Origin of the sequence: Janthinobacterium algoris, assembly GCF_051380935.1 — a bacterium.
Classification (GTDB): domain Bacteria; phylum Pseudomonadota; class Gammaproteobacteria; order Burkholderiales; family Burkholderiaceae_D; genus Janthinobacterium.
The window spans coordinates 1-19,811 of the sequence record NZ_JBNYXZ010000032.1 but is presented as its reverse complement, the minus strand read 5'-3'; the positions used below and the strand labels follow the sequence as shown (position 1 = coordinate 19,811).

The 19,811-nt window shown below is 57.8% G+C and carries 25 protein-coding genes; 24 read left to right on the top strand and 1 reads right to left on the bottom strand.

What is annotated here, in order from left to right:
• Positions 1 to 29: 29 nt before the first annotated feature.
• From rplN to dsbD, 19 genes are all read left to right on the top strand, one after another.
• On the top strand, positions 30 to 398 hold the full coding sequence (rplN, locus tag ACQ4W7_RS28530; RefSeq protein WP_008444317.1) for a 50S ribosomal protein L14: 369 nt from the start codon (positions 30 to 32) through the stop codon (positions 396 to 398).
• 9 nt (positions 399 to 407) lie between these two features.
• Positions 408 to 722, top strand: a complete 315-nt coding sequence (gene rplX / locus ACQ4W7_RS28525) for a 50S ribosomal protein L24 (RefSeq protein WP_010394419.1) — start codon at positions 408 to 410, stop codon at positions 720 to 722.
• 6 nt (positions 723 to 728) lie between these two features.
• Positions 729 to 1,268, top strand: coding sequence for a 50S ribosomal protein L5 (rplE, locus tag ACQ4W7_RS28520; RefSeq protein WP_010394421.1), 540 nt, complete (start codon positions 729 to 731; stop codon positions 1,266 to 1,268).
• 2 nt (positions 1,269 to 1,270) lie between these two features.
• Positions 1,271 to 1,576 carry a 30S ribosomal protein S14 gene (gene rpsN / locus ACQ4W7_RS28515; RefSeq protein WP_010394423.1) on the top strand — a complete coding sequence of 102 codons (306 nt, stop codon included), beginning with the start codon at positions 1,271 to 1,273 and terminating at the stop codon, positions 1,574 to 1,576.
• Between the two features lie 14 nt (positions 1,577 to 1,590).
• Complete coding sequence (gene rpsH, locus ACQ4W7_RS28510; protein ID WP_010394425.1) at positions 1,591 to 1,986, top strand: 30S ribosomal protein S8; 396 nt, start codon at positions 1,591 to 1,593, stop codon at positions 1,984 to 1,986.
• Between the two features lie 10 nt (positions 1,987 to 1,996).
• Entirely contained in the window at positions 1,997 to 2,530 is a 534-nt protein-coding gene (gene rplF / locus ACQ4W7_RS28505) for a 50S ribosomal protein L6 (protein WP_034778281.1), read from the top strand.
• Positions 2,531 to 2,543: 13 nt separating this feature from the next.
• A complete protein-coding gene (gene rplR, locus ACQ4W7_RS28500) occupies positions 2,544 to 2,906 on the top strand; it encodes a 50S ribosomal protein L18 (RefSeq protein WP_010394431.1) in 363 nt (120 codons plus the stop codon).
• Between the two features lie 9 nt (positions 2,907 to 2,915).
• The gene (gene rpsE, locus ACQ4W7_RS28495) at positions 2,916 to 3,434 is read left to right on the top strand and encodes a 30S ribosomal protein S5 (protein ID WP_010394433.1); all 519 of its coding nucleotides are present in this window, start codon (positions 2,916 to 2,918) and stop codon (positions 3,432 to 3,434) included.
• 10 nt (positions 3,435 to 3,444) lie between these two features.
• Entirely contained in the window at positions 3,445 to 3,624 is a 180-nt protein-coding gene (gene rpmD / locus ACQ4W7_RS28490) for a 50S ribosomal protein L30 (RefSeq protein ID WP_010394435.1), read from the top strand.
• Positions 3,625 to 3,654: 30 nt separating this feature from the next.
• Complete coding sequence (gene rplO / locus ACQ4W7_RS28485; RefSeq protein ID WP_034753211.1) at positions 3,655 to 4,086, top strand: 50S ribosomal protein L15; 432 nt, start codon at positions 3,655 to 3,657, stop codon at positions 4,084 to 4,086.
• Between the two features lie 32 nt (positions 4,087 to 4,118).
• On the top strand, positions 4,119 to 5,453 hold the full coding sequence (secY, locus tag ACQ4W7_RS28480; RefSeq protein WP_010394438.1) for a preprotein translocase subunit SecY: 1,335 nt from the start codon (positions 4,119 to 4,121) through the stop codon (positions 5,451 to 5,453).
• A gap of 18 nt (positions 5,454 to 5,471) precedes the next feature.
• Positions 5,472 to 5,690, top strand: a complete 219-nt coding sequence (gene infA, locus ACQ4W7_RS28475; RefSeq protein ID WP_005663428.1) for a translation initiation factor IF-1 — start codon at positions 5,472 to 5,474, stop codon at positions 5,688 to 5,690.
• 42 nt (positions 5,691 to 5,732) lie between these two features.
• A complete protein-coding gene (gene rpmJ, locus ACQ4W7_RS28470) occupies positions 5,733 to 5,846 on the top strand; it encodes a 50S ribosomal protein L36 (protein WP_010394471.1) in 114 nt (37 codons plus the stop codon).
• 14 nt (positions 5,847 to 5,860) lie between these two features.
• Positions 5,861 to 6,226: a 30S ribosomal protein S13 gene (gene rpsM / locus ACQ4W7_RS28465; RefSeq protein ID WP_046681666.1), complete on the top strand. Its 366-nt coding sequence runs from the start codon at positions 5,861 to 5,863 to the stop codon at positions 6,224 to 6,226.
• A 17-nt stretch (positions 6,227 to 6,243) separates the two neighbouring features.
• Positions 6,244 to 6,648, top strand: a complete 405-nt coding sequence (gene rpsK / locus ACQ4W7_RS28460; protein WP_010394475.1) for a 30S ribosomal protein S11 — start codon at positions 6,244 to 6,246, stop codon at positions 6,646 to 6,648.
• A 257-nt stretch (positions 6,649 to 6,905) separates the two neighbouring features.
• Complete coding sequence (gene rpsD, locus ACQ4W7_RS28455) at positions 6,906 to 7,529, top strand: 30S ribosomal protein S4 (RefSeq protein WP_010394478.1); 624 nt, start codon at positions 6,906 to 6,908, stop codon at positions 7,527 to 7,529.
• A 102-nt stretch (positions 7,530 to 7,631) separates the two neighbouring features.
• Positions 7,632 to 8,609, top strand: a complete 978-nt coding sequence (locus ACQ4W7_RS28450; protein WP_008444343.1) for a DNA-directed RNA polymerase subunit alpha — start codon at positions 7,632 to 7,634, stop codon at positions 8,607 to 8,609.
• 133 nt (positions 8,610 to 8,742) lie between these two features.
• On the top strand, positions 8,743 to 9,135 hold the full coding sequence (gene rplQ, locus ACQ4W7_RS28445; RefSeq protein WP_010394482.1) for a 50S ribosomal protein L17: 393 nt from the start codon (positions 8,743 to 8,745) through the stop codon (positions 9,133 to 9,135).
• 171 nt (positions 9,136 to 9,306) lie between these two features.
• The gene (gene dsbD / locus ACQ4W7_RS28440) at positions 9,307 to 11,262 is read left to right on the top strand and encodes a protein-disulfide reductase DsbD (protein ID WP_436535066.1); all 1,956 of its coding nucleotides are present in this window, start codon (positions 9,307 to 9,309) and stop codon (positions 11,260 to 11,262) included.
• 72 nt (positions 11,263 to 11,334) lie between these two features.
• On the opposite strand, the gene ACQ4W7_RS28435 is transcribed toward dsbD, so the two are convergent.
• Complete coding sequence (locus ACQ4W7_RS28435; protein WP_436535064.1) at positions 11,335 to 11,868, bottom strand: Spy/CpxP family protein refolding chaperone; 534 nt, start codon at positions 11,866 to 11,868, stop codon at positions 11,335 to 11,337.
• 187 nt (positions 11,869 to 12,055) lie between these two features.
• Here ACQ4W7_RS28435 and ACQ4W7_RS28430 point away from each other — a divergent pair, with 187 nt between their 5' ends.
• The 5 genes from ACQ4W7_RS28430 (at position 12,056) to ACQ4W7_RS28410 (ending at position 19,674) form a co-directional block, all read left to right on the top strand.
• Complete coding sequence (locus ACQ4W7_RS28430) at positions 12,056 to 12,784, top strand: response regulator (RefSeq protein ID WP_436535062.1); 729 nt, start codon at positions 12,056 to 12,058, stop codon at positions 12,782 to 12,784.
• Positions 12,781 to 14,139 (top strand): ATP-binding protein, encoded by a 1,359-nt coding sequence (locus tag ACQ4W7_RS28425; protein ID WP_436535060.1) that lies wholly within the window; start codon positions 12,781 to 12,783, stop codon positions 14,137 to 14,139. Before ACQ4W7_RS28430 ends, ACQ4W7_RS28425 begins: the two co-directional genes overlap by 4 nt.
• An 87-nt stretch (positions 14,140 to 14,226) precedes the next feature.
• Positions 14,227 to 15,399, top strand: a complete 1,173-nt coding sequence (locus ACQ4W7_RS28420; protein WP_436535058.1) for an efflux RND transporter periplasmic adaptor subunit — start codon at positions 14,227 to 14,229, stop codon at positions 15,397 to 15,399.
• Complete coding sequence (locus ACQ4W7_RS28415; RefSeq protein ID WP_426073375.1) at positions 15,396 to 18,506, top strand: efflux RND transporter permease subunit; 3,111 nt, start codon at positions 15,396 to 15,398, stop codon at positions 18,504 to 18,506. Before ACQ4W7_RS28420 ends, ACQ4W7_RS28415 begins: the two co-directional genes overlap by 4 nt.
• Before the next feature lie 280 nt (positions 18,507 to 18,786).
• Positions 18,787 to 19,674, top strand: a complete 888-nt coding sequence (locus ACQ4W7_RS28410) for a hypothetical protein (RefSeq protein ID WP_436535056.1) — start codon at positions 18,787 to 18,789, stop codon at positions 19,672 to 19,674.
• Positions 19,675 to 19,811: the final 137 nt, after the last annotated feature.

Genomic DNA, 19,811 nt, shown 5'->3' with positions numbered 1-19,811 from the left:
CTTCGGCTTAAGTTGGGAAAGAGAATACTATGATTCAAACTGAAAGCCGGCTCGAAGTGGCTGACAATACCGGTGCCAAAGAAGTAATGTGCATCAAGGTATTGGGCGGCTCCAAGCGCCGTTATGCTGGCATTGGCGATGTGATCAAGGTAACCGTTAAGGTTGCTGCGCCACGTGGCCGTGTCAAAAAAGGTGAAATTTATAACGCCGTGGTTGTGCGCACCGCTAAAGGTGTTCGCCGCCAAGACGGTTCCCTGGTGAAGTTCGACGGCAATGCCGCCGTACTGTTGAACGCCAAGTTGGAACCGATCGGTACCCGTATTTTTGGACCTGTCACGCGCGAACTGCGCACTGAGAAGTTCATGAAAATCGTGTCCCTGGCACCGGAAGTCCTGTAAGGAGTCGTAATGGATAAGATTCGTAAAAACGACGAAGTCATCGTTCTGACCGGGAAAGACAAGGGCAAACGTGGTGTGGTACAGCAGCGTATCGATGCTGAACATATCGTGGTTGACGGCATTAACATCGCTAAAAAAGCGACTAAGCCAAACCCGATGACTGGCGTAACTGGTGGTATCGTCGATAAGACCATGCCAATTCACGTGTCCAACGTTGCATTGTTTAATGCAGCGACTGGCAAGGCAGATCGCGTGGGTTTCAAAGAAGTGGATGGCAAAAAAGTCCGCGTCTTTAAATCCTCCGGCGAAGTAGTGAAGGCTTAAGAAATCATGGCACGTCTCCAAGAATTCTATAAAGAAAAAGTCGTTGCCGACCTGACCAGCAAGTTTGGTTACAAGTCGGTAATGGAAGTTCCACGCCTGACCAAAATCACCCTGAACATGGGTGTTGGTGAGGCAATCGCGGATAAAAAAGTTCTCGAGCACGCAGTTGCTGACTTGACCAAGATCGCCGGCCAGAAGCCAGTGACCACCAAGTCCCGCAAAGCGATCGCAGGCTTCAAAATCCGTGAAGGTTATCCGATCGGTACGATGGTCACCCTGCGCGGCGCTCGCATGTACGAGTTCCTGGATCGCTTCATTACCGTGGCTCTGCCGCGCGTACGCGATTTCCGTGGTGTGAACGGTCGTGCATTTGATGGTCGTGGTAACTACAACATCGGTGTCAAGGAACAGATCATTTTCCCTGAAATCGAATACGACAAGATTGACGCGTTGCGCGGTATGAATATCAGCATCACGACAACCGCTAAGACCGATGACGAAGCCAAAGCTTTGCTCGCCGCCTTTAAATTCCCTTTCAGGAACTGATCATGGCCAAACTGTCACTGATTAATCGTGAGATCAAGCGTGCTGACCTGGTGGCGAAATTCGCCCCTAAGCGCGAAGCTCTCAAGGCCATCGTCGATGATCAATCGAAATCGGAAGAAGAGCGCTACGAAGCTCGCCTGAAATTGCAGGCGCTGCCACGTAACTCGAACCCGACGCGTCAACGTAATCGTTGCGCCATCACCGGTCGTCCGCGCGGCACATTCCGTAAATTCGGTCTGGGTCGTATCAAGCTCCGTGAATTCGCCATGCGTGGTGAAATTCCGGGTATGACAAAAGCAAGCTGGTAATAGGAGAATATGCAATGAGTATGAGCGATCCTATCGCCGATATGCTGACCCGCATTCGCAATGCACAAGGCGTGCAAAAGACGACCGTGGCCATGCCATCGTCGAAAGTCAAAATTGCGATTGCCAGCGTCCTGAAGGACGAGGGTTACATTGAAGATTTCGCTGTTACCGAAGCTGGTGGCAAAGCGGAACTGAAAATCGGTTTGAAGTATTATGTTGGCCGTCCCGTTATTGAGCGCTTGGAGCGCGTGTCCCGTCCGGGTCTGCGCGTCTACAAGGGTAAAGACGAGATCCCTGTTGTGATGAATGGCTTGGGTGTGGCGATCGTGTCGACTCCGCAAGGCGTCATGACTGACCGCAAAGCACGCGCTACCGGTGTCGGCGGCGAAGTTATTTGCTACGTGGCTTAAGGAGTTACACATGTCTCGAGTAGCTAAAATGCCTATCGTAGTGCCAGCTGGCGCCGAAGTCGCCATCTCCGCACAAGCGATCACCGTAAAAGGCCCGCTGGGCGTACTTTCCCAGGCCCTCACCGGCCAGGTCAAAGTGGAAAACAATGCAGGAACCCTGAGTTTCGACGTGGCGAACGACAGCCGCGAAGCCAATGCCATGTCCGGCACGCTGCGCGCACTGGTCAACAACATGGTTGTTGGCGTCACCAAGGGTTTCGAGAAAAAGCTGAACCTGGTAGGCGTGGGTTACAAGGCGCAAGCTCAAGGCGACAAGTTGAATCTGTCCCTGGGTTTCTCGCACCCTGTAGTGCATGACATGCCAGCTGGCGTTACCTGTGCAACACCAACCCCGACCGAGATCCTGATTAAAGGTATCGACCGTCAACAGGTTGGCCAGGTAGCCGCTGAAGTTCGTGCTTACCGCGCTCCTGAGCCTTATAAAGGCAAGGGCGTTCGCTATGCGGACGAAGTGGTTAAGCTTAAAGAAACCAAGAAGAAGTAATTAGGGGCTGACGATGGATAAGAAAGAATCACGGCTTCGCCGCGGACGCCAAACCCGCATCAAGATTGCGGAATTGAAAGTAAATCGCTTGTCGGTGCATCGCACCAACCTGCACATTTACGCCAACCTGATCAGCCCGGACGCTAAAGTTCTGGTTTCGGCCTCGACGGCTGAAGCGGAAGTTCGCGCTGAACTGGCAGGTCAATCCGGCAAAGGCGGCAATGCCGCTGCTGCAGCCTTGATCGGCAAGCGCGTCGCTGAAAAAGCGTTGAAAGCAGGGATTACCGAAGTTGCGTTTGACCGCTCCGGTTTCCGTTACCACGGCCGTGTGAAAGCGTTGGCAGAAGCCGCACGCGAAGCCGGTCTGAAGTTCTAAGGATCAATCATGGCAAAAATGCAAGCAAAAATGCAAAGCGACAAGCCGGATGATGGCATGCGCGAAAAAATGATCGCGATCAACCGCGTGACCAAAGTGGTCAAGGGTGGTCGTATCATGGGTTTCGCCGCGCTGACCGTAGTTGGTGATGGCGATGGCCGCGTCGGCATGGGCAAGGGCAAATCGAAAGAAGTGCCAGTTGGCGTGCAGAAGGCAATGGAAGAAGCCCGTCGCAACCTGATCAAAGTGCCGCTCAAAAACGGTACCTTGCATCACACGGTTGTTGGTCGTCACGGCGCCTCCAAGGTCCTGATGAACCCAGCTAAGCCTGGTACTGGCGTTATCGCTGGTGGCGCCATGCGCGCTATCTTCGAAGTGATGGGCGTGACGGACGTGGTGGCGAAATCCACCGGTTCGAACAACCCATACAACCTGGTACGCGCTACGCTGGACGGCCTGTCGAAAATGAGCACTGCTTCCGATATCGCTGCCAAACGCGGCAAGTCGGTCGAAGACATTCTGGCTTAAGGTGGACAAAATGACAAACACAGTCAAAGTGCAATTGGTCAAGGGCTTGATCGGTACGCGCGAATCGCATCGCGCTACCGTGCGCGGTCTGGGTCTGCGTCGTGTAAATTCGGTTTCCGAATTGCAAGACACCCCATCCGTACGCGGCATGATCAATAAAGTATCGTATCTCGTTAAAGTTGTCGGGTAAGCCTTCGGGCTTACACGAACGGAGCAAATCATGGAATTGAATACTATTGCACCAGCCGAAGGCGCTAAGCACTACAAGCGTCGCGTCGGTCGCGGTATCGGCTCCGGCCTGGGTAAAACCTCGGGTCGTGGTCACAAAGGTCAGAAATCGCGTTCGGGCGGCTTTCATAAAGTCGGTTTCGAAGGCGGTCAGATGCCTCTGCAACGCCGTCTGCCTAAGCGCGGTTTCAAATCGATGCACGCAACCTTCAAAGCTGAAGTGCGCCTGTCCGATCTGAACAACCTGGCTGTTGGCGATGTCGACATTCTGGTCTTGAAGCAAGCTGGCGTTCTGGGCGTGTTGGCCCGTGACGTGCGCGTGATCTTGTCCGGCGAAATCACCAAAGCGGTGAATTTGAAGGGCTTGAAAGTGTCCGCTGGCGCGAAAGCCGCCATCGAAGCAGCCGGCGGCTCGGTAGCCTGAGTTGACCGCTAACAGCTTGATCGGAGCGAAAATTGGCGACTAATCCACAACTTGCTAAAAGTGCAGCGGCCGGTTTCCCTTGGGGACGGCTCTGGTTTTTGCTTGGCGCATTGGTGGTTTATCGTATCGGTGCTCACGTCCCGGTTCCCGGGATTGACCCGACACAATTAGCCTCGCTGTTCAAGGAGCACGAAGGCGGCGTCCTGGGCATGTTCAACATGTTCTCGGGCGGTGCCTTGTCTCGTTTTACAGTGTTTGCGCTGGGTATCATGCCTTATATCTCGGCCTCGATCATCATGCAATTGCTGTCGATCGTGTCACCGCAGATGGAAGCGTTGAAAAAAGAAGGCGAAGCAGGTCGTCGCAAGATCACCCAGTACACCCGGTATTTCACGGTTGCCCTGGCACTGTTCCAAGCGTTAGGCATTGCAGTCGCACTGGAGTCGCAAGCTGGTCTGGTGTTGGAACCTGGTCTTGCATTCCGCTTCGTGACGGTCGTCACTTTGTTGACCGGAACAATGTTTTTGATGTGGTTGGGTGAGCAAATTACCGAGCGTGGTTTGGGTAATGGCATCTCGATCATCATTTTTGCCGGGATTGCAGCAGGTCTGCCGTCGGCGTTGGGTGGTTTGTTCACTCAGGTGTCGAATGGTTCGATCGGCAGCTTCAGCGCGATTTTCATCGTGATCCTGGTAGCACTGGTAACGTACTTCGTCGTATTCGTCGAACGTGGTCAGCGCAAAATATTGGTCAATTACGCGAAGCGCCAGGTAGGCAACAAGATTTATGGCGGTCAAACCAGCCATTTGCCGTTGAAGCTGAACATGGCCGGCGTGATCCCGCCGATCTTTGCTTCTTCGATCATCTTGTTCCCGGCCACTATCGTGGACTGGTTTTCAAAGGGCGCCGACAACGCTAACCCTGCGGTGCGGTTCTTGAAAGATTTGGCAGCATCGATGGGGCCTGGTGAGCCTATCCATGCGCTGTTGTACGCAGTGGCGATCGTGTTTTTCTGTTTCTTCTATACAGCGCTGGTGTTTAACAGCAAGGAAACAGCAGATAACTTGAAGAAAAGCGGTGCGTTCATTCCCGGGATTCGTCCAGGCGAGCAGACAGCCCGTTACATCGACAAGATCCTGACACGCTTGACACTTGCCGGCGCAGTCTACATCACCCTGGTGTGTTTATTGCCGGAATTTATGCAAGCCCAGTGGAAAGTACCATTCTATTTCGGCGGTACTTCTTTATTGATTATTGTAGTTGTCACCATGGATTTCATGGCGCAAGTACAGAACTACGTGATGTCGCAGCAATATGATTCGCTGCTGCGCAAAGCAAATTTCAAGGGCGGAATTCCGACGCGTTAAGCGCGGTAAACATACCGAATGGCAAAAGACGACGTCATACAGATGCAGGGCGAGATTCTTGAGAATCTCCCAAATGCAACATTTCGAGTGAAGCTGGAGAACGGACACGTGGTGCTCGGGCATATTTCAGGTAAAATGCGGATGAATTATATTCGCATTCTCCCTGGAGACAAGGTGACGGTGGAGTTAACGCCGTACGACCTGAGCCGAGCCCGCATTGTGTTCCGTACTAAGTAACACACTGAATCAAACCAAAGAAGCGAAAGAAAGAGCCCAAAAATGAAAGTTCTCGCATCAGTCAAGCGGATCTGCCGCAACTGCAAGATCATCAAGCGCAAAGGCGTAGTCCGCGTAATCTGCGTGGAACCACGTCACAAGCAGCGTCAAGGTTAATCGAGGAATAACAAATGGCACGTATTGCAGGGGTTAATATCCCAAATCATCAGCATACCGTTATCGGCCTGACGGCCATCTACGGTGTGGGCCGTCCACGCGCAGAGAAAATCTGTGCATCGACCGGTGTAGCAACCAACAAAAAGATCAAAGATCTGGATGACAGCGAACTGGAAAAACTGCGCGATGAAGTAGGTAAATTCATCGTCGAAGGCGATCTGCGTCGTGAACTGTCCATGAACATCAAGCGTTTGATGGATCTGGGTTGCTACCGCGGCATGCGTCATCGTAAGGGTCTGCCTTGCCGTGGCCAGCGTACGCGTACGAACGCACGTACCCGCAAGGGACCGCGTAAAGCCGCTCAATCGCTGAAAAAATAATCCGCTAGGGAATAATTATGGCTAAGTCGCAAAATAACGCCGCATCAGCACGCGTGCGTAAAAAGGTTAAAAAGAACGTCGCTGAAGGCATCGCACATGTCCACGCTTCGTTCAATAACACCATCATTACCATCACCGATCGTCAAGGCAATGCCTTGTCGTGGGCTACCTCCGGCGGTGCAGGCTTCAAGGGTTCGCGTAAATCGACCCCGTTCGCAGCGCAGGTCGCCGCGGAAGCCGCTGGTAAAGTGGCTGTTGAGTGTGGCGTCAAGAACCTGGAAGTACGTATCAAGGGCCCAGGTCCTGGTCGTGAATCCGCCGTTCGCGCGCTGAACAACCTGGGCATCAAGATCACCGAGATCCAGGATGTGACGCCGGTACCGCACAACGGTTGCCGTCCACCGAAACGTCGTCGTATCTAAGATAGTGTTGCAGAGGGCGCTTCGGCGCCAGCTGCTTTGTTGTCTGTTGTAACTTAGTACAGTTGTGTGAAATTGCTGGAGCAGGGAGCCGGAAACGGTTATACTGCCCGGCTGTTCTTGCCTGTCAAATTCAATTTGGCGGGTTTTTCGTTTTCAGCCACCGTCTGATTGAAGCTGAGTCAGACTAGCGCCTAACCGCAGCAGCGTGTTTGATCATGCATGTGGCTGGGGCGTTATCATTAAAAAAAGGAAGTATCGTGGCACGTTATATCGGACCTAAAGCAAAACTCTCCCGCCGTGAAGGTACTGACCTGTTCCTGAAGAGCGCCCGTCGCTCGCTGGACAGCAAGTGCAAACTGGACGTCAAACCAGGCCAGCACGGTGTTAAATCCGGCGCCCGCACCTCGGACTACGGTAACCAACTGCGCGAAAAGCAAAAAGTAAAACGCATGTACGGCGTGCTGGAACGTCAATTCCGCCGCTACTTCGCTGAAGCAGACCGTCGTAAAGGCAACACCGGCGAAACGCTGTTGAAGTTGCTGGAAACGCGTCTGGACAACGTTTGCTACCGCATGGGCTTTGGCTCGACCCGCGCTGAAGCGCGTCAATTGGTCAGCCACAAAGCGTTCACCGTGAACGGTATCGTTGTCAACATCGCTTCGTACGCGGTCAAAGTTGGCGACATCGTTGCTGTTCGTGAAAAATCGAAAAAGCAAGTGCGTATCGTTGAAGCACTGTCGCTGGCTGAACAAGTTGGTATGCCTAGCTGGGTTTCGGTTGATGCCAAGAAAATGGAAGGTACCTTCAAGTCCCTGCCAGAGCGTAACGAAATCGCTAACGACGTCAACGAATCGCTGATCGTCGAGCTGTACTCGCGTTAATAGTAGTTAGCACCATCACCGCCCACTCGATCGAGTGGGCGTTTTACTAATGCCATCAGCCTTATCGGTGTAATGAGCCGAGGGTATTGAAAAGGACATTTCATGCAAAACAGTTTGTTGAAGCCACGTATTATCGATGTTGAAGCTCTCGGTGCAGGTCACGCCAAAGTCGTGATGGAACCGTTCGAGCGCGGCTATGGCCACACATTGGGTAACGCGTTGCGCCGCGTTCTGCTGTCGTCGATGGTAGGCTACGCGCCGACCGAAGTGACGATCGCTGGCGTCGTCCACGAATATTCTTCCCTCGATGGCGTGCAAGAAGACGTCGTCGATCTGTTGCTGAACTTGAAGGGTGTGGTTTTCAAAGTCCACAACCGCGATTCGGTAACCCTGACCCTGAAAAAAGAAGGCGAAGGCGCCATCCTGGCCTCCGACATCGACCTGCCGCATGACGTCGAACTGATCAACCCTGACCACGTGATCGCCCACCTGACCGCTGGTGGCAAGCTGGACATGCAGATCAAGGTTGAAAAAGGCCGCGGCTACGTTCCTGGTAACGTGCGTCGCCTGTCGGAAGACACGAACAAGACCATCGGCCGCATCATTCTGGATGCGTCGTTCTCGCCAGTGCGCCGTGTATCGTACTTCGTTGAATCGGCTCGCGTCGAACAGCGTACCGACCTGGACAAGTTGATCATCAACATCGAAACCAACGGCGTGATCTCGCCGGAAGAAGCGATCCGCCAGTCGGCCCGCGTTCTGGTGGATCAGTTGAATGTGTTCGCTGCCCTGGAAGGTACGGAAGCTGCCGCCGAAGCGCCATCGCGCGCTCCGCTGGTCGATCCTATCCTGTTGCGTCCAGTCGACGATCTGGAGTTGACCGTGCGTTCGGCGAACTGCCTGAAAGCGGAAAACATCTATTACATCGGCGACCTGATCCAACGTTCGGAAAACGAACTGCTGAAAACGCCAAACCTGGGCCGCAAGTCCCTGAACGAGATCAAGGAAGTGCTGGCATCGCGCGGCTTGACCTTGGGCATGAAGCTGGAAAACTGGCCACCTGCAGGCCTGGAAAAGTAATTCGTAGTTGTAGCAAACTGCCTGGGACAGGTGTCCCAGGCTTTTATTTTGAAGCACTAAACCGGCCCGCGATGTTGCACTAGCTTCATCGATCGAAGAGCTGGAATTTAAACACTCACCGAAAGGATTTATCATGCGTCACGGTCACGGCCTCCGTAAACTGAATCGTACCTCGTCCCACCGTCTGGCAATGCTGCGCAACATGACAGTATCGCTGCTGCGTCACGAAGCGATCAAAACCACCCTGCCAAAAGCAAAAGAACTGCGCCGCGTTGTCGAGCCAATTCTGACCCTGGGCAAAACTGACTGCCTGGCAAACAAGCGTCTGGCCTTCAACCGCCTGCGCGATCGTGAAATGGTCTTGAAGCTGTTCGCTGAACTGGGCCCACGTTACGCCAACCGTAATGGCGGCTATGTGCGTATCCTGAAAATGGGTTTCCGCGTCGGCGATAACGCTCCTATGGCGTTCGTTGAATTGATGGATCGTCCAGATACGACCGAAGCAGTTGAAATCGCTGGCGAGTAATCCCAGTAATTGCATCTGAGAAAGCCAGGCCTAGCCTGGCTTTTTTGTTTTCTGCTGCAGCTATCACAGCTGCGGTGTACTATTCTTCTTTCGCGCCGGCTCTGCAGCCACTGCACGCTCCGCGCGTCTCTTGTTGAATGGCACAGCTGATGCCGCAGAAAAAGGTAGTCCATGTCACGTTTCTCCACCAGCGCCGCTGCGCGCGCGCCCACGTCCTTGCAACAAGTACTGGCCTGGCTCACCGCCGGCCTGCTGCTGGCCATGCTGGCTTTCGGTGCCAGCCAAGCCCGTGCCGACGATGAATTCCTTGATCCCGAACTGGCTTTCAAGTTTTCCGCCCGCATGCAGGACCCGTCCACCGTTGCCGTCACCTATGTGATTGCCGATGGCTACTATATGTATCACGAGCGCTTCAAGTTCGAGGCCGTGGGCGCCAAGCTGGGCACTCCCGTGTATCCGGCGGGCAAGGTCAAGTTTGACGACACCTTCCAGAAGAACGTGGAAACGTTCCGCAAGACCCTCACCATCACGATTCCCGTGCAAGCGGCTGGCGCGTTTACCCTGAAGGCGACGGGACAGGGCTGCTCCGACAAGGGCTTGTGCTATGCGCCGCAAGACGCCACGGCCCAGCTGGTGGGTGGTGGCGGCGGCCAGAGCATGGCACCGGGCGGCGTGGCATCGAAGTTCGCCTTGCCGGCTGCGCCGGCAGTCGACACGGCGGCCGTCAACGGTCCGCAGGCGCAAGCGTCGCCTGGCGTGTCCGTGATGAGCATCGCCAATCCCGATATCACGGCCACGCCCGACCCGGTGGCGATGGCGCCCGTGGTGGTGGTGGCTCCTGCGCCGGCGCAAAATGAGATGGGCAAGATCGAATCGGCCCTGAAGGGAGGCAAGCTGCTGGTCATCGTGCCGCTGTTCATGTTGCTGGGCCTGGGGCTGGCGTTCACACCGTGCGTGCTGCCGATGGTGCCGATTTTGTCGTCGATCATCATCGGCGATGGCGCCAAGGTCAGCCGCTCGCGTGGCTTGCTGTTGTCGCTGACGTACGCGTTGGGCATGGCCATCGTCTATACGGCACTGGGTGTGGCGGCAGGCCTAGCGGGCGAAGGCCTGGCGGCCAAGTTGCAAAATCCGTGGGTGCTGGGCTTTTTCGCCTTGCTGATGGCGGGTCTGGCGCTGTCGATGTTCGGCTGGTATGAGTTACAAGTGCCGGCTTTCCTGCAAGGCAAGCTGACGTCCGTGTCGAACCAGCAGTCGTCGGGCCGCCTGGCGGGCGTATTCGTCATGGGCGCCATTTCCGCCCTGATCGTGGGGCCATGCGTGGCCGCGCCGCTGGCCGGCGCCTTGTTGTATATCAGCCAGACGCGCGACGTCGTCATCGGCGGCAGCGCCCTGTTTGCCATGGCGGTCGGCATGAGCGTGCCCTTGCTGTTGGTCGGCGTGTCGGCCGGCACCTTGCTGCCCCGTGCCGGTGCCTGGATGGATACCGTCAAGCGCTTCTTTGGCGTGCTGCAACTGGGCGTGGCCTGGTGGCTGGTCTCGCCCGTGCTGCCGGGTGCCGTGCAGATGCTGGGCTGGACGGTGCTGTTCGTCGCTTACGGCATGTATCTGCTGGTGGGCAAGAGCGGCGCGAAGAACGCCTGGATCGCCAAGGCCTTCGGCCTGGTCTTTGCCGTGCTGGGCGCGATGCAACTGGTCGGTGTGGCCAGCGGTGGCCGCGACCCGCTGGCACCGCTGGCACACCTGGGCGGTGGGCAAGTGCACGCGCTACCGTTTACGCGCGTGAAGACCGTGGCGCAGCTCGATGCGGCATTGACCCAGCTCAATGGCAAGCCGGCCTTGCTGGACTTTTATGCGGACTGGTGCGTGTCCTGCATCGAGATGGAAAAGCTGACCTTTGTCGATCCCGCCGTGCGCGAAAAGATGGGGCAAGCCGTGTTGCTGCAAGTGGACGTGACGGCCAATGACGCCGACGACAAGGCCATGCTGAAGCGTTTCCAGCTGTTCGGCCCGCCGGGCATCATCATGTTCAACCAGCAGGGGCAGGAGATTGCCCAGTCGCGCGTGATCGGTTTCCAGAATGCATCAACTTTCCTGACCTCCCTGCGCAAGCTCGACGGACAGTAAGCAGTCACTTGTGTGCCCAATAAGAAAAAGCCTGCATTGCAGGCTTTTTCCATTCTTGCGTACCGCTAACATTTAGCCGGCTTTCGGATGCTCCTGCATGCCATGGTGGCCACCACGGTGTCCGCCGTGCTTGCCGCCAGGCACGCTGTCGTCAAACACTTTCTTTTGCTCCGGCGTCAGCACGGCATAGAAGGTTTTCAGCGAGGCTAAACGGCTTTCCTGGCCGGCGATGCGCTCCTTCGACATGGCGATCCATTGCTCCATGCGTTCCGGTGCCGACAGCTTGGCCATCGCTTCGTGCTTGGCTTTCCAGTCGCCCATCGGTTTTTTCGGCGCGTTGGCGGCCGTGAACGTGGCCCAGGCCGGTTCTTGCGCCGCCGTCAGCTTCAGCTTGTCGTGCAGGCGAGCCTGGTATTTGGCCATGCGCTCGGTCGGGTTGCCGCCGCGGTGCTGGCCGCGCTGGCCATCATGTTGCATCTTGCTGCTGGCGGCAGGCGCGCTGGCGGCCGCTTCCTGGGCGTGGACGGTCAGCGATGCCGCACCCATGCCGAGTACGCTCATGGCGATGATCAAATTCTTGCGCAAGGTTGTCATTGAGGCGTTCATCTGGATTCCTTTGTAAAAGATGAGAGATGTACATGTTGCTGCACATGAATCCATGTTGGACGTGCCATGTTTCCCTGAAGTGTCCGCTGTCAGACAGTTTGTATCTATATGTTTCTTCGGGTCTTCTATATACAAGACGATACAAATGCGCTGTGCAAGGGTGGGGGAAGTGGGGATAATTCGTACCATGGAACCCACTTCTACAATTCTCATCGTCGACGATGACCGCGACATCCGCAGCTTGCTGGCGGACTACCTGGAAACGAACGCCTACCGCACCCTGGGCGCGGCAGATGGCACGGCCATGTGGAAAATTCTCGACGAAACGCGGCCCGACCTGATTGTGCTCGATTTGAACTTGCCTGGTGACGACGGCCTGACCTTGTGCCGCAAGCTGCGTGCCCACTCGACGGTGCCGGTGATCATGTTGACGGCGCGCAATGAGCCGCTGGACCGCATCCTGGGCCTGGAAATGGGCGCCGACGATTATTTGCCGAAGCCGTTCGAGCCGCGCGAATTGCTGGCGCGCATACGCAGCGTCTTGCGCCGCAGCCATGCCATGCCGTCGAACGTGCCGTCGGACAAGGCGCAGCAAATCCGCTTTTCCGGCTGGACGCTGGACTTGACGGCGCGCCACCTGCTCAATCCCAGCGGCTTGGTGATCATGCTGTCGGGCGCGGAATTTCGCTTGTTGCGCGTGTTCCTGGAACACCCGAACCGCGTGCTCAACCGCGACCAGTTGCTGAACCTGACGCAGGGACGCGACGCCGATCCGTTCGACCGCTCGATCGATATCCAGATCAGCCGCTTGCGGCAAAAACTCGGTGAAGATGCGCGCTTGCCGCAAATTATCAAGACCGTGCGCAATGGCGGCTACGTGCTGGCTGGCCAGGTCAATGTGGAGCCGCACGCGTGAAGGCCTTCTTGGGCTCGATGACGGGCCGCGTATTCATGTTTCTGCTGATCGGCATCGTCGCGTCGGCTGCGCTGACGCAGTGGCTGGCCGTGGGCGAACGCCAACGCGCCATCGAGCAATACCGTGACTACCACGCCGTGGAGCGGGCCGAACAGCTGGTGATGGCGGCCGACGTGGTGCCGCTGGCCTCGCGCGCCGCTTACCTGAAAGTGGCCAACAAGGGTAGCGTGCGCCTGGAACTGCGTCCCGAGACGCAACATAGGCCCGGTGCGCCGACGGAATTTTCCAGCGCCCTGCAGGCCAAGCTGGGCGAGGGCTTCAAGGTCAGCGCGCTGGCTGAACGCCCTGCCGCCTGCGTCAAGCCGCGTCAGACGTCGGGCATGTTTCCCGCCAAGCCATGGGGCGGCACGTGCGAAAACCTCGATGTGCGCATGCAGGATGGCCATGTGCTGCGCCTGATGGTCTTGCCGCCACGCCAGCAGCCGCCGTTCAATGAACATAACGACTGGATGACCTTGCTGCCTTTCCTGATCAGCATCGCCATCCTGGCTTACCTGGTCACGCGCATGACCATGCGCCCGCTCAAGCAATTGGCGCAAGCGGCGAAAGACCTGGGAAACGACATCAACCATCCGCCGCTGACCTTGTCGGGCGCCAGCGAGATCCGCCAGGCCAGCGCCGCCTTCAATGCCATGCAGGCACGCATACGCCAGCACATTTCCCAGCGTACACAAATGCTGGCCGCCATCACGCATGATTTGCAAACGCCGCTCACGCGTTTGCGCTTGCGCCTGGAAAAAGTGGCGGATACGGAATTGTATGAGCGCCTGGTGGGCGACCTGTCGGCCATGCAAAGCATGGTCAAGGAAGGGCTGGACCTGGCCCGCTCGATGGATAGCACCGAAGCGATGCAGGCGCTCGATCTCGACTCCCTGCTCGACAGCGTCTGCTCGGATGCGGCTGATGCCGGCCAGAATGTGACCCTGGCCGGGCAGGCCAGCATGGCCTTGATGGCCCGTCCCATCGCCATGCGACGCTGCCTGGTGAACTTGATCGACAACGCCGTCAAATATGGCCAGCACGCGCAGGTGACCGTCGAGCGCATCGCCGGTGCGGCCCGCATCCGCATCCGCGACGGCGGGCCGGGTATTGCACCAGATCAACTGGCCAAGGTATTCGAACCGTTTTACCGCATCGAGACTTCGCGTTCGCGCGAATCGGGCGGCACGGGCCTGGGCCTGACCATTGCGCGCAATATCGCCGAGCAGCATGGCGCCACGGTCTTGCTGGCCAATCATGTCGACGGTGGACTGGAAGTCACCCTGATCGTGCCAGAGTATTACGCTGGAAAGTGAGCATTTCCGTGCGACAATATTGTGCTTTATGCCCCCTGGCAACTATATTCAACCTGCAGCCCTGCGCTGCAACAGCGTGACAGAACAATGAAAAAGACTAGCCTGGCAATCCTCGTGGGTGCGGCCCTGTGTATCGGTGGCGGCATCTGGTATTTCAATCATCAGTCCGGCGTGGCGGCCGGTGGCCAGGATGGCAAAGGGGGCAAGGGCGGGCAGGGGCCAACGACGGTGAGCGTGGTCGCGCCGTTGCGCCAGGATGTGCCGATGGTACTGCAAGCCAATGGCAGCGTGATGCCGATCAGCAGCGTCGACCTGCATCCGCAGACGACCAGTACGATTACCAAGGTGCACATCCGCGAAGGACAGTTCGTCAAACAGGGCGATCTGATGTTCACGCTGGACGCCCGCAGCGAGCACGCGAACGTCGACAAGGCGCAGGCGCAAGTCTTGCGCGACCGCGCCTCGGTGCTGGACCTTGAACGCCAGCTCAAGCGCAACCAGGATTTGCTGAGCAAGAACTTCATCGCCCAGGGCGCCGTGGACACCCTGCAAAGCCAGCTCGATGCTGCACGCGCCTTGCTGGCCGCCGACCAGGCCGCCTTGCGCGCCGCCCAGGTTGATTCCAGCTACACCGTCCTGCGCGCGCCACAGGGGGGCCGCGTGGGCGCCATCAGTGTGTACGCGGGCAGCCTGGTGCAGCCGACCACTTCGCTCACCAGCATCACCCAGCTCGACCCGATCGATGTGGTCTTCACCTTGCCGGAAAGCAGTCTGTCGGGCTTGCTGGCGGCGCAGAAGGCGGGCGAGGTGGCGGTCAAGGCGCTGCTGGCCGATGCCGGCGGCAAGCAGCTCGATGGCAAACTGAACTTTATCGACAATGCCGTCGATCCCGCTACGGGCGTGATCAAGATCAAGGCCCGTTTCAATAATGCTGGCACCGACCTGTGGCCTGGTCAGTATGTGAATACGCAACTGACGGTGCGCACGCTCAAGAATGCGCTGGTCATCCCGCAAAACGCCATCATCACCAATACCACGGGCATTTTCGTGTATTCGATGGAGCCCGATAACACGGCCAAGGTGCGCAAGATTGCCCGCGTGTATGCGTTCGGCCCGAATGCGGTCGTGACCGGATTGAACGGCGATGAAAAAGTCATCGTCGATGGCAAGCAAAACCTGCGTCCGGGCGGCAAGGTGCGCCTGGCGGAAAAACACAAGGCCGCCGATGGCGCCGTCGCACCGCAAGGCAAGCCAGCATGAACCTGTCTGAACTGAGCATTCGCCGCCCCGTCATGGTGGTGCTGTTGTCCCTGAGCATCATCCTGGCCGGCGTGCTGGCGTATGGCCACATTCCCGTGGCGGCCTTGCCGAGCTATAACACGCCCGTCATCAACGTCAGCGCCGATCTGGCCGGCGCCAGCCCCGATACCATGGCCTCCTCCGTGGCCTTGCCGCTGGAAAAACAGTTTTCCACCATCGCCGGCCTGAGCCTGATTACTTCCACGAGTACCTTGGGCAATACGTCGCTGACCCTGGAGTTTGACGCCAGCATCAATGTCAACGAGGCCGCCGTCGACGTGCAGGCGGCCCTGCTGCGCGCGCAGCGCCAGTTGCCGACGGAAATGACGGACTTGCCGTCCTACCGCAAAGTCAATCCGGCCGATGCGCCCGTGCTGTTCATCCAGATGACGTCGCCATCGCTGAACTTGTCGGATCTGAATGATTATGCGGAAAACCTGATTGCGCCCAGCCTGTCGACCCTGCCTGGCGTGGCCCAGGTCAGCGTGAATGGCCAGAAACGCTTCGCCGTGCGCGTGCGTGCCCGTGCCGACCTGATGAATGCGCGCAACCTGACCATGGACGAGCTGGCCACCGCACTGCGCGCGTCGAACACGAATTCGCCGCTGGGCATCCTCGATGGCCCCAGCCAGACGCTGACCATCCAGGGCAACCCGCAGATGATGAAGGCGGCCGATTTTGCCGAACTCATTGTCGCCACGCGCAATGGCCAACCCGTGCGCCTGAAGGAAGTGGCCGAGGTGGAAGACAGTTTCCAGTCGACCAAGACGGCCGGCAGTTTCAACGGCGAGCGCTCGATCACCTTGCTGGTGCAGCGTCAACCGAACGCCAACACCGTGCAAGTGGTTGATGCCGTGCGCAAGCTCTTGCCAGGATTCAAAGCGCAATTGCCCGCGTCGATCCAGATCAGCCTGGTCAACGACCGTTCCGTCTCAATCCGCGAAGCCATTCACGACGTCAACCTGACCCTGGCCCTGACGGTGATTCTGGTGGTGCTGGTGATCTTTTTGTTCCTGCACCGCGCGGCCGCCACCTTCATTCCCGCCGTTACCATGCCGATTTCCCTGCTCGGCGCGCTGGCCCTGCTGTACTGGCTAGGCTACAGCCTCGACAACATCTCCTTGCTGGGCATTACTTTGGCCGTGGGCCTGGTGGTCGACGATGCCATCGTGGTGTTGGAGAACATAGTGCGCCATATCGAGATGGGCAAGAAGCCGATCCAGGCGGCGCTGGTGGGCGCCAGGGAAATGGGATTTACCATCATCTCGATTTCCGTCTCGCTGGTGGCCGTGTTCATTCCCATTTTCTTCATGCCGGGCGTGATCGGCTTGCTGTTCCACGAGTTTGCCGTCGTCGTCTCGCTGTCCATCCTGGTGTCGGCCATCGTGTCGCTGACCCTGGTGCCGATGTTGGCCAGCCGCTTCCTGCCGGCCGATACCCGCGAACACAATGACAGCGACCCCACGCATGGCGAAAAGTCCTTCATCGGCCGCCACTTCGAGGCGGGTTTCACGACATTGCGCAATGGTTACGTGCATCTGCTCGACAAGGCCCTGGCGCACCGCAATGTGGTGCTCTTCGTTGCCGTATGTACCTTTGCGCTGACGGTGTTGCTGTACGCCACCATTCCGAAAGGTTTCTTCCCCGAGGAAGACCTGGGCCAGATCCAGGTGAACACGGAGGCGTCGGAGGATATTTCCTCGGCGGCACTGCAAGACTTGCAAGCCCGCGTGGCGGCCGTGCTCAAGGCGGACCCCAGCGTGCAGGATGTGACCTCGTTCGTCGGCGGTGGCAATACGGGCCGCATGTTCATGGTCTTGAAGCCGCGCAGCGAACGGCCGAAAATGCCCGTGGTACTGGAAAACCTGCGCCGCGCGACGAGCGCCGTGCCCGGCATGGCCGTGTATTTCCGGCCCGTGCAAAACTTGCAGCTGGGCGGACGCCAGAGCAAGAGCCGTTACCAGTACACCTTGCAAAGCGTCAGTCCCGACGCCTTGAATGACTGGGCGGAAAAGTTTATTGTCGGCATGCGTGCCGATCCCGCTTTCCGCGACGTCACCAGCGATTCTCAGATCAAGGGCTTGCAAGCGTCCCTCAGGATCGACCGCGACAAGGCCAATCTGCTGGGCGTGCAAATGTCCGACATCCGCACGGCCCTGTACAGCGCCTTTGGCGAGCGGCAAGTGTCGACCATTTATTCGTCGGCAGCAAGCTATTACGTGATCCTGGAAGCGGCCACGGCCGACCGCCAGTATGACGATGCGCTCACGCGCGTGTCGGTGCGCAGCAAAACAGGCGAACTGGTCAAGCTGTCGAGTATTGCCTACGTGGAGCGCACGATCGGCCCCACTTCCGTGAATCACCAGGGACAGTTGCAGGCCGTCACCATCGCCTTCAACCTGGCGCCGGACGTGCCGCTGGGCATCGCCACGGGCAAGATCGATGCGATGGCCAAGGACATGAGCTTGCCGGCTTCCATCATCACGCGCTATGGCGGCGACGCGGCCGTGTTCCAGGATTCGCAGTCCAGCCAGATTATCCTCATCATCGCCGCGCTGGCCGTGATCTATGTGTTGCTCGGTGTCCTGTACGAAAGCTATATCCACCCGCTGACCATCCTGGCCGGCTTGCCGTCGGCGGCCGTGGGCGCCTTGCTGACCTTGCGCCTGTTTGGCATGGACCTGACCATGATCGCCATCATCGGTATTTTGATGCTGATCGGTATCGTCAAGAAAAACGCCATCATGATGATCGACTTTGCCCTGCATGCGCAGCGCAACGAGGGCATGAGCCCGCCTGAAGCCATCCGTCAGGCCTGCATCCTGCGTTTCCGCCCCATCATGATGACGTCGGCGGCGGCCCTGATGGGCGCCTTGCCCATCGCCCTGGGCCTGGGCGCCGGCGCCGAGCTGCGCCAGCCGCTGGGCCTGGCCGTGGTCGGTGGGTTATTGTTTTCACAAGTCATTACCCTGTTCATTACCCCCGTCATCTATTTGTTCCTGGACAAGTACAGCGGCACGGGGCCGGTGACGGACGAGCAACTGGTCGCACTCGATAACAAAGCTTGAGTGCCTGCGTGACTCGTGACCCGTAGCCGGCGTCCCTTTCCTGCGTGAATGGGGCGCCGGTTTTGTATGCGCAGCGATACATACGGTAACAACCGTTAAGGGGCGGCTCGGGTACTCTGGTGAGCGCTGCAAGGAATGCCGCTATCCTGTACGCTTCGGGTTGGAAATGCCGAGGAAGTGTTCCCAAAAGCAAGGGACTCTGGCACTATGGCTGCCCTGTAAGATTACTTTTGTCGCTACACAGAAAGCACGATTCATTTTGCATGACACGACCCATTTGATGGCTGCCGATTCCGACGTTTGTCCCACTTGCGGACAAGTGATCCAGCCACCACCGGCCTACGGGTCCAGGACCAGCACCATGCGCAAGGTGGCGCTGGGCGTGTCCGTCTTGCTGCATGTGTTGCTGGCGGCGTATGCCCTGTTGCGCAGCGACACGATCGAAAAAATCCCACCGCCGAAGAAGGAGAGTGCGATGGTCTACATCGCGCCGCTGAAGGACAAGCCGCAACCGAAGCCGCAGCCGAAACCCACGCCGAAACCGAAGGACACGAAAGTGGCCAAGGTGAAACCGCCGCCGGCGCCGAGCAAGCGCGTGGTGACCAAGGACGTGCCGCGCGACAAGCCGAAACTGGAAACGTTCACGCCGCCGCTGGTGTCGAAAGTGCCGTTGCCGCCGCCGCCGGCCGAAGATATGAGTTCGATGATCGAGCAGCGCCGCAAGCAGCGCCAGGCGCAAAATCCTGCGCCGCCGGCCGAGGAAAGTGAAAATGACCGCGCCATGCGCGTGGCCAAGGCGAATATCGCCGGCGCGCAGGGACGCAATTCAGGCAGCGACCGCGAGGATTCGGGTGGCGTGTTTTCCATCGTCAACCAGACCTCTTTCAGTGCCGAAGTCAAGTTCAAGGGCTGGAATGGCAACTTCAAGCGCAATTGGCTGAAACAGGAAAAAGTCGAACTGGGCAATGAACCTGATATCGAATCGGCCATCATCAAGAAGATGATCCAGCTGATCCGTGCCGAAAAGCCGGGCGATTTCGTCTGGGAATCGCGGCGCCTGGGGCGCAACGTCAACCTCAGCGCCCGCGTGGAAGACACGGCCGAACTGACTGCCTTCCTGCGCCAGGAATTCTTTTCAGAAAAGCGGCCAGGGCCGGGCCGGCGCTAAACGCTCAGCGCAATAAAAAAAGGTTCTTCGCGTTTGGTGGGGGAAGATGGACTTGACTTTTTTGCTCGAAGGGGGTGGCAGCGAGGGTTTTGAATTGGTAAATTGATGTCGCCAAACAAAACAATTACCTTACCACT

Excerpts from the sequence above, each read along its gene's own strand:
- rplX (WP_010394419.1), top strand. The coding sequence starts at position 408 with ATGGATAAGATTCGTAAAAACGACGAAGTCATCGTTCTGACCGGGAAA.
- ACQ4W7_RS28410 (WP_436535056.1), top strand. The coding sequence starts at position 18,787 with ATGGCTGCCGATTCCGACGTTTGTCCCACTTGCGGACAAGTGATCCAG.
- rplQ (WP_010394482.1), top strand. The coding sequence starts at position 8,743 with ATGCGTCACGGTCACGGCCTCCGTAAACTGAATCGTACCTCGTCCCAC.
- rpsN (WP_010394423.1), top strand. The coding sequence starts at position 1,271 with ATGGCCAAACTGTCACTGATTAATCGTGAGATCAAGCGTGCTGACCTG.
- ACQ4W7_RS28420 (WP_436535058.1), top strand. The coding sequence starts at position 14,227 with ATGAAAAAGACTAGCCTGGCAATCCTCGTGGGTGCGGCCCTGTGTATC.
- rpmJ (WP_010394471.1), top strand. The coding sequence starts at position 5,733 with ATGAAAGTTCTCGCATCAGTCAAGCGGATCTGCCGCAACTGCAAGATC.
- rplF (WP_034778281.1), top strand. The coding sequence starts at position 1,997 with ATGTCTCGAGTAGCTAAAATGCCTATCGTAGTGCCAGCTGGCGCCGAA.
- rplO (WP_034753211.1), top strand. The coding sequence starts at position 3,655 with ATGGAATTGAATACTATTGCACCAGCCGAAGGCGCTAAGCACTACAAG.
- ACQ4W7_RS28450 (WP_008444343.1), top strand. The coding sequence starts at position 7,632 with ATGCAAAACAGTTTGTTGAAGCCACGTATTATCGATGTTGAAGCTCTC.
- dsbD (WP_436535066.1), top strand. The coding sequence starts at position 9,307 with ATGTCACGTTTCTCCACCAGCGCCGCTGCGCGCGCGCCCACGTCCTTG.
- rplN (WP_008444317.1), top strand. The coding sequence starts at position 30 with ATGATTCAAACTGAAAGCCGGCTCGAAGTGGCTGACAATACCGGTGCC.
- rpsK (WP_010394475.1), top strand. The coding sequence starts at position 6,244 with ATGGCTAAGTCGCAAAATAACGCCGCATCAGCACGCGTGCGTAAAAAG.
- rplE (WP_010394421.1), top strand. The coding sequence starts at position 729 with ATGGCACGTCTCCAAGAATTCTATAAAGAAAAAGTCGTTGCCGACCTG.
- infA (WP_005663428.1), top strand. The coding sequence starts at position 5,472 with ATGGCAAAAGACGACGTCATACAGATGCAGGGCGAGATTCTTGAGAAT.
- rpsH (WP_010394425.1), top strand. The coding sequence starts at position 1,591 with ATGAGTATGAGCGATCCTATCGCCGATATGCTGACCCGCATTCGCAAT.
- ACQ4W7_RS28435 (WP_436535064.1), bottom strand. The coding sequence starts at position 11,868 with ATGAACGCCTCAATGACAACCTTGCGCAAGAATTTGATCATCGCCATG.
- ACQ4W7_RS28415 (WP_426073375.1), top strand. The coding sequence starts at position 15,396 with ATGAACCTGTCTGAACTGAGCATTCGCCGCCCCGTCATGGTGGTGCTG.
- rpsM (WP_046681666.1), top strand. The coding sequence starts at position 5,861 with ATGGCACGTATTGCAGGGGTTAATATCCCAAATCATCAGCATACCGTT.
- rpmD (WP_010394435.1), top strand. The coding sequence starts at position 3,445 with ATGACAAACACAGTCAAAGTGCAATTGGTCAAGGGCTTGATCGGTACG.
- ACQ4W7_RS28430 (WP_436535062.1), top strand. The coding sequence starts at position 12,056 with ATGGAACCCACTTCTACAATTCTCATCGTCGACGATGACCGCGACATC.
- rplR (WP_010394431.1), top strand. The coding sequence starts at position 2,544 with ATGGATAAGAAAGAATCACGGCTTCGCCGCGGACGCCAAACCCGCATC.
- rpsE (WP_010394433.1), top strand. The coding sequence starts at position 2,916 with ATGGCAAAAATGCAAGCAAAAATGCAAAGCGACAAGCCGGATGATGGC.